Here is a 13,693-nt window from a genome sequence, read left to right as displayed (position 1 = left end):
CGTCGTCGAGCCGGGCCAGGGCCTTTTCGATCGAGCCGTCGGCCCGAACCGTCTGGGTGTCCTCGACGAACTCTTCCTCCGGACAGCCGCCGCCGAAGGCCCAGTAGCGGCGGCCGGCGGTCTCGGCGGTTTCCAGCACACAGCGCCGTTCGGGGGCGAGCGACAGCCACATCACCGCGCGGAAGTCGGCCAGGGCGCTGCCGGCGAAGTCGTCGTGACCCAGCAGGCCGCCCGAGGCCGAGGTGGTGTCCACGGTCTGGAGGCCCTCGCGGACCACGACGTTGCGGGCATCGCCGACGCGCTGCATCCGGTTGATCTGTTGCGATATCTGCAGCGCCCGGTCGCGCTGGGAGGCATAGAGGGTGAACCTCTGGCCGGTCGGCAGGATGCGGGGGAAGGTCGCCTCGAACTCGTCCACCCCGACGTCGGGGGCGGCGAAGACCACCTCGTTGAACATGGGGGGGCGACCCGGCGTGCGGGCGGCGATGACGTCGAGCGCCCGCTCCAGCACCCGGTTTCCCATCGAATGCGCGACGAGGTGGACACGCCCGGCCCCCGTGCGATTGGCGACGTCGGTCAGGAAGTCGGCGACCTCGTTCAGCAGGGCTCTGTCGGCCACGGCGCGGGTATCGGCCTGATAGCCCAGCAGACTGGCCCGCGACGGCCAGGAATAGAGAATCGGCGCGCCGTCCAGGTTCATGTCCACAGCCAGCTGCGCCGTGCGGATCGCCGCCCCCTCGAACGAGGTGTTGTAGCCATGGATGAAGACGAAGACCTCCTTGCGCTCGGTCCCCGCCACCACGCCGGACACGCGGTTGAAGAAGGCGTCGCGGTCGGTCACCGGCGTCACGCTGTTCAGGATCATGTGCTTATTGGGGTCGGGCCGGAACTCCAGCGTCCAGATCGACGGCCGGGGGATGGAGCCCGGTGCCCGGTCGCGCGGTACGCTGACCTCGGCGACGCCGAAGCTGAGCGGCGCACGATCGCCGCCGAACATCCCTGCGGGAGTGGCCTGAGCGGTGCGAGCGCGATGGGTCGCGTAATAGACGTCGACAAGATCGAAGTTGGCCGAACCGTCGGCCGGGGCCGCGCGGGTGCCCAGCGGGCTGAGGTTTGCGGCGCGACGGGCGGCGTCAAGCTCGGCGCGATAGGGGGCCAGGTTGGGGTTGTTAGCACCGTAGACGCTTTCGCGAATCTCATAGGCCCTCAGGAACCAGTCGGCCTTCAGGCTGGGTTCGGTGGCCAGCCGCCCCACGGCCTCCAGCGGCTCGATCATGGACACATGACCCTGACCCCGGAACTGAAGGATCGAGACCAGGGCCTGGACATAGGCGGCGGTCGCTTCGTCCTTCAGTCCGGCCTTGTCGTAGGCCTCGGCCAAGGACAGCTGGAACTCGATCAGGGTGTCAGGGTCTGTGGCCCGCAGTTGGTCGATCAGGTTGCGGTCCATGGCGGCGGCGCGCAGGGCAGCGATGTCGCCCCGGTCCATGGCCTGGGCCACGGCCTCGAGCGAGACGGGTTGCGCCTCCGCCGTGGCGGGTGTCGGTTGCGGCGTCGTCTGGGCCTGAGCGCCCGTCCCGGCCAGCAGGGCGCCGATCATCGCGACGGCGGTCCAGATCCTGATCGTCATGACGGCGCTTCCCCAAGTCTTCCCCGAGTCGATCCTGTGCCAGAATTCGCCCGGCGACCACGACTTTCCGAACATGACGGCGATAGGATGGGCCATGGCCGATTCGATCCATCGCTGCGCCTGGTGCGGGACCGACCCGCTCTATGTCGCCTATCACGACACCGAATGGGGGGTGCCCGAGTACGACGCGCGTGCCCTGTGGGAAAAGCTGGCGCTGGACGGGTTCCAGGCGGGGCTGGCCTGGATAACCATCCTGAGAAAGCGCGAGACCCTGCGCGCCGCCTTCGACGGCTTCGATCCGGAAAAGGTAGCCCGGTACGACGACACCGACCGGGCACGGCTACTGGCCGATCCGGGCATCATCCGCTCGCGCGCCAAGATCGATGCGACGATCCGGGGGGCCCAGGTCTGGCTGGACATGCGCGACAACGGCGAGGACTTTTCCGCCTGGCTCTGGTCGTTCGTCGATGGCCGACCGGTGCAGGGCAGCCCGGTCGGCCTGACCCAGAGCGACGCCTCAGTCGCCATGGCCAAGGCGTTGAAAAAGCGCGGGTTCAGCTTTTGCGGTCCGGTGATCGTCTATGCGTTCATGCAGGCGACCGGCATGGTCAACGATCACTTCCCGTCCTGCTTTCGCTGCGACGAGGTTCGGGCAAATTACTAAAGGTTCACTGGCAGCCGGGCGGGCGAGGTGATCTTTCCAGGCTCTTGAACCGGAGCCGTCATGTTGTTTCACCGTCTTGTCTTCGCCCTGACGATCGCCGCCTGCCTGATCGGCGCGCCGCTCCAGGCCCGAGCGCAATCCGAGACGCGATCTTCGATCGATGCCGAACTCGACGTCTGGGTGCAGCGTCAGATGGAACTTCGTTCGATCCCGGGATTGCAGGTCGCGGTCGTGAAGGACGGCCGGATCGTCTACTCCCGCGCTTACGGACTGGCCAATCTGCAGACGCCGGTGCCGGTGACCGAAGACACCGTCTTTTCGATCAACTCTGCGACCAAGAGCTTCACCGGGGTCGAGGTCATGGGGCTGGTCGAGCGCGGTCAGGTCGATCTCGATGCGCCGCTCTCGACCTATCTGGCGGACCTCCCTGCGACCTGGCGTCCGATCACCGTTCGCCAGATCCTGACCCATATGTCCGGCCTGCCGGATATCGTCACGCCGGATGAAGGCTATGTCGGGCAGGACGAAGCGGGAGCCCTGGCGGCCCTCGCCGATCAGCCCCTGCGTTTCGCGCCGGGCGAGCGGTTCGCCTACAACCAGACCAACTACATGCTGCTGCGGATGATCATCGAACGGGTACAGGGGCGCCCCTTCGAGACGGTCGTGGGCGAGGACGTCTTTCGGACCCTGGGTATGGCGGACTCCGGTTTCGGCGACTCGCTCGACGTCATTCCAGGCAAGGCGGACAGCTATCGTTTCAGCCGTGGCGAACGGCCGGTGCTGAAGAACGTGTTCGAGACCTTTCCGGCCTTCGCCCGCACCGCCGCCGGCATCAACAGCTCTGCTCAGGACCTGGCTCACTGGCTGATCGCCCTGCAATCAGGCGGAATTCTGAAGCCTGCGACGTTGGAAGCGCTCTGGACGCCGGCACAGTTCAATGACGGCAGGACAGGCGAATGGGCCAACGGGTGGGTGGTCGTCGACCGACAGAACCATCCGGCCGTCGGGATGTCGGGCGGAGCGCGATCCGCCTTTTCGGTCTATCCCAAAGACGGCGTGGCCGTCGTCATCCTGACCAATCTTGCCGGGGCCTTTCCTGAGGAACTGACCGACCCGATCGCCACCCGCTTCATACCCGGCATGAGGCTGACCGGCGTGCCAGCCCTGCGCGAGCGCCTGGAGGCGGAAGGGTTCGAACAGGCCGAACGCGCGGCGGCTGAACTCATCGCCCGTGACGGAGCCGCGTCTCTTCCAGAGGTTGATCTGAACAACTGGGGCTATCGGCTGCTCGGCCGGGGCAAGGTCGCCGAGGCCCTGACGGTGATGAAGGTCATCGTCGGCCTCTATCCGGAAAGCGGCAACGCCTACGACAGCCTGGCCGAGGTCTACGCCCGTTCCGGTGACCGGACACGTGCCATCGAAAACTACCGCCGCTCGCTCGCTCTCGACCCCGGAAACGCCAATGCCGAGGACCAGTTGAAGACGCTGGGGGCCGAGTAGAGGTCGATCCGAGATCGACTGATCCGGGCGACCCGCGAGGCGGAAATCACGTCTGGTCCTGCTTTCGCTGCGAGGACGTTCGTGCGATGGGCGAGCCATGACGGCCCCGAAGACTCCGACACCCCGCAAGCTCAAGCCGCCTGCGCGCGCGTTTCCGACCCTGACGCTGGAGACCCTGCTGGCCCAGTCGGCGGGCGGGCTGGTGTGCGGCGTGGACGAGGCCGGTCGCGGGCCGTGGGCCGGGCCGGTGTCGGCGGCGGCTGTGATCCTGAACCCCGAAGACGTGCCCCTCGGCATCGACGACTCCAAGGCCCTGACCCACGCCCGGCGCGAGGCGCTGGAGGTCGAGATCAAGGCGCGCGCTGTCGCCTGGGCCGTCGGGTTCGCCTCGGTCGAGGAGATCGCGGAGCTGAACATCCTGCACGCCACCGGCCTGGCCATGTGCCGGGCGGTCGAGGGGCTGGGCACACCGGTCGCAGCGGCCCTGGTGGACGGGAACTACCGGTTCAAACTGCCGTGCGAGGTCCAGACCGTGATCGGCGGCGACGGCCTGTCCTTGTCGATCGCGGCGGCCTCGATCCTGGCCAAGACGGCGCGCGACCGGCTGATGGTCGAGCTTGACGCGACCTATCCCGGCTACGGCTTCGCCAGCCACAAGGGATACAATGCGCCGATCCATCAGGCGGCGCTGAAGGCGATGGGCCCCTGCCCGGCCCACCGGGGTGCCTGGGCCCCGATCCGGGCCTTGCTCGAGGCCGACCGGGCCGACGTACCGGCCTGAGCGACGGATCAGGTTTCCGGCCGGATCCACACCGCAGCGGGCTGTCCCGCCATGGCCGGCGGCGGCGTCAGCGTCGTCGTCCCGGATGCTAGGGCTACCTCGACCGGAGCGACGTCCTCAGCGATCCAGACGGCTCTCGCCGCGCCCCCGAGCGGTTGCGAGAGCGTGACGACGCCACCGTCCAGGCTGTAGGTCAACGACGCCCCGCCTGCCGTGCCGAGGCTCCATGCCTTGGCGGTGTCAGCGACCGGGCCTGTGCCTGACCGCATCGTCGCGCGAACGGCGGTCGGGACGATCTGCTCGACGGCACGACTGAGGCCCGGCCAGACATCCTCGGCCCCGACGACCACGAGGCCGCCGCGCCGGTCGCGGTATTCGCGATAGAGCCGATAGCGCATCTCGGGCGTCGATCGCCAAAGCGCCTGGCGCACAGCACCGATATCCGCCTCTGCTACCCCGACCAGGTCTTGCGGCCTCGCGATGGCGTCGACCTGCTCACGCGGGGCCTTGTTGATCCCGCCGACGACGGCGAACAGGCTGCCGTCCGGGCGATAGGTCCAGTGGTGGATCTCGATACCATCGACGATGCGCGACCGGACCGGGTCGTCGAGGACGGCGTCGACCTGATCCTTCGGCGCTTCCAGCACCACATGAAGCGCTGATCCGGTTTCGGCCTCCCACGCCGCGATGGTGTCCAGCCAGAACCGGGTGAACGCGAGCGGGCCGGTGTATTCGGGGTCCAGACCGATGACGACGTTGGGGCGGTCCTTCAGCACGTCCAGGGTGTGGCGGATGTAGAGGCGGTGCAGGTCGCGGCGCACCGGGTCCGACACGTCCCAGAAGGTGGTCGCGGCCGGGACCTCCATCGGCATGCCCGTCGCCTGGATCGCGTTCATCGGCCGCCACGGGAAGTCGACGTAGTGCGACCGGCTCTCCAGCAGCCAGTGCTGCATGTACATCTGATGATACAGGACCACGCCTCGCTGCTCGGCCAGGTCGGCGAAGGTCCGGATGCGGTCGAAGAACCAGGGATTGAAGCGGGTCAGGTCGTACTGGCTGAGCCCGTCCCAGGCGCGTCCGGTCCCGCTGCGGGCCCAGGGAAGCTCCATGAACGGGCCCCAGACTTCTCCGTCCTTCTGGTCCGGCGAGCCGTAGAAGTCGTGATCGACGCGCCGCCGGTCGTACCAGAGGCCATAATTGTGGCCGACGACGTCCCCGGTGTTCAGCGAGGCCGCCAAGGCCGGCAGGTCGTCGGTCAGGCCGACCCCCTCCAGTCCCGGTGCGAACCGGGTCAGGGCGGGGCCGAAGGCAGGGGCCAGTGCCGGAACCATCTGGGCCTGGAAGAAGGAGAAGCTAAGGACACGCCGCCAGGCCGGCCGGCCGTCGATGACGAACTGGCCGTCGACGATGGTCAGCGGGTGGCTTTCCGGCGTCGGATGGGCGGTGCGGGCATAGGCCTGGACCTCGGCCTCGGTCAGACGCCGGGCATTCGCGGGCACCGGGGGCAAGGCGACGGGGGCGAGCGCGGCCAGGGCGGCGGGGCCCAGTCGGGCCTCCAGTTGGGCGCGATACAGGCTGGCCGGCTGTTGCGGGGTAGCGCGGTAGAAGTCGCGGCCGGGCTGGATGCGGGGATCCTCGATCACGCCGTCGCCGGACACCTCACCGCGACAGCCGACGGCGGCGTTGAGGGCTCCCGGCGGGCTGCTTACATCAACCTGGGTCGCCTCGCAGTTCCACAACAGGGAGTTGGCCGCGGACCAGCCGGAGCCCTGGGCATCACGTCCCCGGTGAGTGAGGTTGAGCCCGCCACCGCGCACCTTGACCCCGTCGTACAGGGCGCCCGAGGCCCAGCTTTCAAGGGGTCCGGAATCGCCGTGGGCGTCGATCGCCGTGCAGTCGAGGAAGACGTTCGGCCCGGCCGCAGCGTGGCCGAGGGCGAAGTCGTGGATGCCGTCGCGGCTGTCGCAGCGAACGAACAGCGCCTGTTGTCCGGCCGTGTAGAAGACGCGGCGACGCAGGCCGCCGAGCTCCGACACCGGACGGGACGCCGAGACGTCCTGGACCGTCACCCGGCGGCTGGTCGCGCCCAGATCGACGACATAGCTGGCAAAGCCCTCTGCCGCGACATTGCGGATCCAGACGTCCTCGGCCCGGTCCACGGCGATGGCGAACCAACTGTGGTCCTCGTCCAGCGGGCGGGTCGGATCGGAGGCGGAGACCAGTTTCAGCCCCTCGACCCCGACCTCGTTCAGCCGATCGGCCGAGGCGCCCTTGCGCAGCACACCACCGCCCCAGACCGTCTCGATGGCCGTGGTCAGGGGGGCGTCGAGCGTCACCGTCAGGCCGTCGATGGCCGTGATCCGGCGATCCCAGACGATGTCGCGCGATCCCGGCTTCCAGTTCAGCCGCCCCTCGGGCCGCCAGCCCTGAAACGCGTCCATGCCCAAGCTCGTGATCCAGTCGGCGTTGGAGGGACGCACCACGGTGACCGCATCCCCGATCCGCAGGCCGGTGACGCTGTCGAGAGTGACCGTCCGGGTTCCGACGGCGGCCTCCGCGACGGTATAGGCGACACCCTCGGCCGCCACGGGACGGTCCGGTGCCGCTATGGCGATCAAGGCGCGGCGGTCATGACCGGTCGCGATCAGCACGGAGCCAGCCTCGCCCGCGCCGGCACCGCGCAGCACCACCCCGCCCGTTTCGATGCGAACCTGACCGCCGATCTCGAATTCGCCGGGTGCCAGCTGAACCAGGCCGCGATGACCCTCAGAATCCACCGGCATCCGCTCGACGATGCGTATTGCGGCCATGATCCGATCGGCGTCGTCGCCGGGTCCGGGTTTGACGATCAGAGTCGCAGGCCGCATCGGCGGCGCCACGCCGCCGCCCCGGTATCCCGCATGCGAAAAGTCGATCTGAGGCGCGCGCCAACCGGCCAGAATCCCGCTCTCGGCGGCTTGCGCGCCCCGGCCAGCACGGTCGACAGACCCGCGATGATCGCCACAAAACTCAGACGCATCTAGCTTTCCCAACCTCAGTCATGTTTACTCGCCTCATCCGCCCGGGCTCGCCCGCGTCTTGAGACCGCCGCAGAGCGGTCAGAGGAAATCCAGTGATCCCCATGCCCAGTACCCCAGCGTCACAACAGTTTCGCACCAAAATGACACCGCTTACCAGACGTTCGTCGCTCTCTCTTTTTCTGGGCGGTGTGGCCATGTCGGCCGTGTCGTCGGGGCGTGCCTTTGCGCAGACAAATGAGGAGGCTGCGCCGCTGGGACGCGAGTGGTCGCACATGAAATGGGCGCGCGGGATCGAGAACCAGAGGAAGGCCGATCTGGGGAACGGAACCTTCCTCAACCCCATCCTGGCCGGCGATCACCCGGACCCGTCGATCCTGAAGGACGGCGACGACTACTACATGACCTTCTCGTCGTTCGAGTCGGTGCCGGGCATCCACATCTGGCACTCGAAGGACCTGGTGAACTGGCAGCCGGTGGTGGCGGCCCTGACCAAGAACATTGGTTCGGTCTGGGCGCCGGAGCTGTGCAAGCATGACGGCCGCTATTTCGTCTACATCCCCGCCCGCTTCCCCGACTACCGGTCCAGCTATGTGATCTGGGCCGACCGGATCGAGGGGCCGTGGTCGGAGCCGGTCGATCTGAAACTGCCCGCCCACATCGATCCGGGCCACATCGTCGGCGAGGACGGCAAGCGCTACCTGTTCCTGTCGGGCGGCGACATGGTCGAACTGACCGACGACGGCATGGCCACGGTCGGCGAGATCAAGCACGTCTATGACCCCTGGCACTATCCGGAAAACTGGATCGTGGAGAGCTTCTCACCCGAGGGCCCCAAGGTCATGCGGCACGGCGAATATTTCTACATGATCACCGCCGTGGGCGGCACCTCGGGCCCGCCGACCGGTCACATGGTCATCGTGGCGCGGTCCAAGTCGATCCATGGGCCATGGGAAGACGATCCCGCCAATCCGATCGTGCGCACCGCCTCGGGAGCCGAGAAGTGGTGGTCGCGGGGTCATGCGACCCTGGTCGAGGGCCCGGCAGGTGACTGGTGGATGGTCTATCACGGCTATGAGAACGCCTACTGGACCCTGGGGCGCCAAGCCCTGCTGGATCCCATCGAATGGACTGCGGACGGCTGGTTCCGGGCCAAGGGCGGCGACCTGGCCACGCCCCTGGCAAAGCCCGCGGGCGGCGAAGCCGTGCCGCACGGCATGGCGCTGTCCGACGATTTCTCGACCGACAAGTTCGGCCTGCAATGGAGCTTCTACGCGCCGGAAGGTGACGAGAAATCCCGGCTGCGACGCGAGAACGGCACCCTGCACATGCGCGCCAAGGGCACGGCACCCAGCAGTTGCTCGCCTCTGACCTTTGTCCAGGGCGACCAGGCCTATGAGATCACGTGTGAGATTGAGGTCGATCCGGGCGTCACGGCCGGGCTGATCATGTTCTACGATCGCGAACTCTATGCCGGGGTCGGGTTCGACAAGGGCCGGTTCGTGACCCACCAGTACGGCATCGAGCGCGGCCGTCCGGCCAATCCGTTCGGTACGAAGATGCACCTGCGGATGACCAACGCCTACAACGTCCTGTTCTTCGACTCGAGCGCGGACGGGGTGACCTGGCGGCGGTTCGACCGGCATATGGAGGTGTCGGGCTATAACCAGAACGTCAGGAACGGCTTCATGATGCTGAGGCCCGGGATCTACTCGGCCGGAAACGGCGAGGCGCGGTTCCGGAACTTCACCTTCAGGGCGCTCTGAGATGCTGAACCGTCGCACTTGGCTGCTGTCCGCCGCCGCCCTGCCCCTGCTGCCCACCACATCTGCGTTCGCTGCCGACGCGACGCCGGAGACGGTCAGGGCCGCCATGGCGCGGGCGACCCGTTTCATGACCGACAAGGTGGCGGTGGGGGGCGGCTATGTCTGGTCCTACCTGGCCGATTTCTCGCGGCGGTGGGGTGAGATGGAGGCCTATCCATCCATGATCTGGACCCAGGCACCGGGCACGCCCGAAATGGGCCAGACCTTCCTCGACGCCTGGCACGCCACGGGCGACGAGATGTATTATGCGGCGGCCGAGAGCACGGCGGCCGCCCTGATCGCGGGCCAGCATCCGTCCGGCGGCTGGAACTACATCATCGACACGGCTGGCGAGGCCTCGCTGAAACGCTGGTACGAGACGATCGGAAAGAACGGATGGCGGCTGGAGGAATTCCAGCACTACTACGGCAATGCGACCTTCGACGATCATGCGACGGTCGAATGCGGGCGGTTCCTGCTTCGCCTGCACCTCGAAAAGGGCGATCCGAAATACCGGGCCGCGACCGACAAGGCCGTCGATTTCCTCCTCGAGAGCCAGTATCCGAACGGCGGCTGGCCCCAGCGTTACCCGCGCATGGGCGCGTTTTCAAACCACGGCCGCCCCGACTACACCGGCTTCATCACCCTGAACGACGAGGTCGCGGAGGAGAACATCGCCTTCCTGCTGCTGGTGCTCCAGCAGTTGAAGGACGAGCGGGTGCGGGCCCCCGTGGTCAAGGCGATGGAGCTGATCATCACCCTGCAACAGCCGGCACCGACGCCCGGCTGGGCCATGCAGTATACCCCCGACCTTAAGCCCTCGGGCGCACGGACCTATGAACCGGCGGCGATCACGCCCCACGGCACGGCGGCGGCGATCGGCCAGTTGCTCGACTACTATGGCCAGACCGGCGAACGGAAATATCTGGCGCGCATCTCCGAGGCCATCGACTGGCTGGCCAGTGTCGAAATTCCTGCGGATCAGCGGGCCGCCAACGGGCTGAACTTCCACCGCAACTACGAGCCCGGCACCGGCCGGTTGATCGGGACGCACCGGCGGGGCTCGAATGCCCAGAACGGCGAATACTGGTCGGATTTCGACACCCGCGACACCCGCGCCGAGAAACGGGTCGACGTGGCGGCCCTGCGCGCGCGGTTCGAGCGGACCGCGGCCCTGTCCACCGAGGCGGCGACGGCCGGGTCGGTGCTTATGGGGCGCGGCCCCTCCCTGCTCCCCCGCTATGTGGTCACGCGGGCGGTCGGCGGGTCGGACCTGAACATCACGGCGGCCCGGACCCAGGCGGCCAATGATGCGGCCGTGCTGATCGGTGAGTTGAACACCGAGGGCTACTGGCCGCTGGAACTCCGCACCACCAGCCACCCCTACCGGGGCGACGGCCCGCCTACGCCACCGCCCGGCTTCGTTGATCGTGGTCAGGTCGGCGACGAATGGGACACTTCGCCCTTCACCGAAGCGACCGGACCGGTCGGGATCTCGACAGGGCTTTACATCAACAACATGAGCCGGTTGATCGGCTATCTTGAGGCGCACCGGTAGGACGACCCCGGCCGAAACGGCGTCGGGTGACATCGTGACGCCTTGATCAACGGCCATCCGGTCTTAGGTTTAGGCACACCTTTCAAACGACCGGCTCGACATGGCGGACATGAGAGACATTTTCCGGATCTCGGCCCATTATCCGACGTCGGGGGCCCGGCTGGCGGACTTGATCGTGCATTTGACAGGCCTGACGCTCGCCCTGTTCGGGGGCGGGGTTCTGCTGGGCCTGTCGGTGTCACGCGGGGATGTCGGCCTGATCGCGGCGACCAGCGTCTATGCGGCCGGTCTGCTGGCCATGCTGGGTTTCTCGACCGCTTATAATTTCGCCGCCCCCCGGTTCCAGCCGATCATGCGCCGGCTGGACCACGCGGGCATCTTTCTGATGATTGCGGCCTCCTACACTCCGTTCACGACCCACACCCTGACCGGGGCCTGGGCCTGGGCGATGACCGGGGCGGTGTGGGGGCTGGCGACGCTGGGGGCGCTGGGCAAGCTGTTCCTGCCCGGCCTCGGCAAGGGCTTCTGGGTCGCAATCTATATCGCGCTGAGCTGGCTGGTGCTGATCGCCTTCCAGCCGATGCTGGCGCACGGATCCTGGGTCGCCCTGCTGCTGCTCGGCATCGGCGGGCTGGTCTATACGACCGGCGTCCTGTTCTACGTCCAGAAGCGGCTCAAATATTTCCGGGCCATCTGGCACGGGCACGTCGTCGCCGCCGCCAGCGTCCACTGGGTCGCGGTGCTGGTCGGGGTGGTCCTGGCCGCCAAGGCCTGAGCCTCAAGACGCGCTGAAGCAGACTCTCTGGAACTGGCGCTCGAACCGACCCAGGGCCTGTGGCGCGAGGCGGACCGTCAGGTGGGTGCGGCCCTCCTCATCCGTATCCCGCCCTGTGACCCGGCCGTGCTCGTACAGCCAGGCCAGGGCCTCGCCTTGGGACGGATCGAGCGTCAGTTCGGTCTCGGGGTCGTCGTCGATCAGGCCGGTGATGATCTGGCGCAAGGCCTCGACCCCCTCCCCGGTCCAGGCCGAGACGGCGGCGGCCTTGCCCTCGACGGACAGCCGTTCGGCCTGACCCAGCACCGCCTCACGCAGATCGGCGTCGAGCAGGTCGGTCTTGTTCCAGACCTCAAGGATTCGGCGGGTCTTGCCCTCGGGAATCTCGATCTGTTTCAGCACCGCCTCAACATCCTTCGACTGGGCGTCGGAATCGGGGCTGGCGATGTCGCGCACGTGCAGGATCAGGTCCGCCTCGCCCACCTCTTCCAGGGTGGCGCGGAAGCTCTCGACCAGTTCGTGCGGCAGGTCGGAGATGAAGCCCACGGTATCGGCGACGATCGCCGGCCTGCCTTGCGGCAAGCGGATGGTGCGCTGGGTCGTGTCGAGGGTGGCGAACAGCAGGTCCTTGGCCAGGACCTCCGACCCCGTAAGCCGGTTGAACAGGGTCGACTTGCCCGCGTTGGTGTAACCGACCAGGGCGATCGTCGGGAACGGCACCTTCTGGCGCTGTTTCCGGTGCAGGCCGCGCGTGCGGCGGACCTCTTCGAGTTCGCCCTTCAGCTTGACGATGCGGTCGGCGATCAGGCGGCGGTCGAGTTCGATCTGGGTCTCGCCGGGACCGCCGGTCGACCCGGTGCCGCCGCGTTGCCGCTCCAGGTGGGTCCATGTGCGGACGAGGCGGGATTTCTCATAGTCCAGCCGGGCCAGTTCGACCTGCAGCCGACCTTCCTTGGTGCGGGCGCGACGACCGAAGATTTCGAGGATGAGCCCGGTGCGGTCGATGACCTTGCACTCCCATTCCTTCTCAAGATTGCGCTGCTGAACAGGCGTCAGGTCGTCATCGACGACGACGGCCTCCGCCTCGGCCGCGCGCACGAGGGCGGCCAGTTCCTCGACCTTGCCCGAGCCGAACAGGGTGGCGGGGGTGATCTTGCGGATACGCACGATCTCTTCGGCGCGGACGTCGAGGTCAAGCGCTCGGGCCAGGCCCACGGCCTCTTGCAGGCGCTCCTCGGCCAGCCGCGTGCTGTCGCCGCGTCCGTCGGGATGGATGACGATGGCCCGGATGAGGGGGACGGAATGGTCGATCAGTTTTGAGGTCAAGAAGGCTCGTGGGTTGGAGACGGAGGCAGTCAATAGATGGGCCGTTTCGCCACGCGTTCAAGCTTGTCATCCCGGCCGGAGCGAAGCGAAGAGCCGGGACGGAAAGGCGTTCCCTCATTTCCGCCCGGAAGACGCGAAGCGGCTATCCGGGAAAATGCCGAGAGCGGGCAAGTTGTCTCCCGGACAATCGCTGGCGCGATTTCCGGGAGGCCTTAATGTGTGCGTCAGCGTCCCGGCTCTACGTTTCGCTGCGGCCGGGATGACAAGCGCTTTCCTACGGCTGGAGGACCGTGACGGGCGCTCAGTCCTCGTCGGCTTCGGGCTCGTAGAGCTGGACCGGAGCCGAGGGCATGATGGTCGAGATGGCGTGTTTGTAGACCAGCTGCGACTGGCCGTCGCGACGCAGCAGCACGCAGAAATTGTCGAACCAGGTCACGATGCCCTGGAGCTTGACGCCGTTGACCAGGAAGATGGTCAGCGGGGTCTTGGTCTTGCGGACCGAGTTGAGGAAGGTGTCCTGAAGGTTCTGACGCTTGTCTTGCGACATGGCAGGTTTGTCCTGTTCTTGCTTGTTACGCCGCGTCGGGGAGAGCGCGGGTCCGGATCGATTGCCCGGCGCGCCTACCCTAGACGAGGG

9 protein-coding genes and 1 pseudogene are annotated in these 13,693 nt (G+C 67.3%); 6 read left to right on the top strand and 4 right to left on the bottom strand.

Annotation, left to right across the window (positions count from 1 at the left end):
- Positions 1–205: 205 nt before the first annotated feature.
- Positions 206–865: pseudogene (locus O5K39_RS13260) on the bottom strand (alpha/beta fold hydrolase); the annotation flags it as partial.
- A gap of 859 nt (positions 866–1,724) precedes the next feature.
- Here O5K39_RS13260 and O5K39_RS13255 point away from each other — a divergent pair.
- From O5K39_RS13255 to O5K39_RS13245, 3 genes are all read left to right on the top strand, one after another.
- On the top strand, positions 1,725–2,294 hold the full coding sequence (locus tag O5K39_RS13255; RefSeq protein WP_271147158.1) for a DNA-3-methyladenine glycosylase I: 570 nt from the start codon (positions 1,725–1,727) through the stop codon (positions 2,292–2,294).
- A 60-nt stretch (positions 2,295–2,354) separates the two neighbouring features.
- Complete coding sequence (locus O5K39_RS13250; protein ID WP_271144092.1) at positions 2,355–3,794, top strand: beta-lactamase family protein; 1,440 nt, start codon at positions 2,355–2,357, stop codon at positions 3,792–3,794.
- A 97-nt stretch (positions 3,795–3,891) separates the two neighbouring features.
- Positions 3,892–4,575 carry a ribonuclease HII gene (locus tag O5K39_RS13245; RefSeq protein WP_271144091.1) on the top strand — a complete coding sequence of 228 codons (684 nt, stop codon included), beginning with the start codon at positions 3,892–3,894 and terminating at the stop codon, positions 4,573–4,575.
- A gap of 8 nt (positions 4,576–4,583) precedes the next feature.
- On the opposite strand, the gene O5K39_RS13240 is transcribed toward O5K39_RS13245, so the two are convergent.
- The gene (locus O5K39_RS13240) at positions 4,584–7,442 is read right to left on the bottom strand and encodes a DUF6298 domain-containing protein (RefSeq protein ID WP_271144090.1); all 2,859 of its coding nucleotides are present in this window, start codon (positions 7,440–7,442) and stop codon (positions 4,584–4,586) included.
- 425 nt (positions 7,443–7,867) lie between these two features.
- Here O5K39_RS13240 and O5K39_RS13235 point away from each other — a divergent pair, with 425 nt between their 5' ends.
- From O5K39_RS13235 to O5K39_RS13225, 3 genes are all read left to right on the top strand, one after another.
- A complete protein-coding gene (locus tag O5K39_RS13235; protein ID WP_271144089.1) occupies positions 7,868–9,358 on the top strand; it encodes a family 43 glycosylhydrolase in 1,491 nt (496 codons plus the stop codon).
- Between the two features lies 1 nt (position 9,359).
- Positions 9,360–10,955, top strand: coding sequence for a pectate lyase (locus tag O5K39_RS13230; protein ID WP_271144088.1), 1,596 nt, complete (start codon positions 9,360–9,362; stop codon positions 10,953–10,955).
- 109 nt (positions 10,956–11,064) lie between these two features.
- Entirely contained in the window at positions 11,065–11,730 is a 666-nt protein-coding gene (locus O5K39_RS13225) for a hemolysin III family protein (protein ID WP_271144087.1), read from the top strand.
- Between the two features lie 3 nt (positions 11,731–11,733).
- Here O5K39_RS13225 and hflX read toward each other — a convergent pair whose 3' ends face one another.
- Complete coding sequence (hflX, locus tag O5K39_RS13220; protein ID WP_271144086.1) at positions 11,734–13,056, bottom strand: GTPase HflX; 1,323 nt, start codon at positions 13,054–13,056, stop codon at positions 11,734–11,736.
- A 301-nt stretch (positions 13,057–13,357) separates the two neighbouring features.
- Complete coding sequence (gene hfq, locus O5K39_RS13215; protein ID WP_013269198.1) at positions 13,358–13,603, bottom strand: RNA chaperone Hfq; 246 nt, start codon at positions 13,601–13,603, stop codon at positions 13,358–13,360.
- Positions 13,604–13,693: the final 90 nt, after the last annotated feature.

This window comes from Brevundimonas sp. NIBR10, assembly GCF_027912515.1.
GTDB lineage: Bacteria > Pseudomonadota > Alphaproteobacteria > Caulobacterales > Caulobacteraceae > Brevundimonas.
This window is presented reverse-complemented; position numbering and strand designations above follow the sequence as displayed.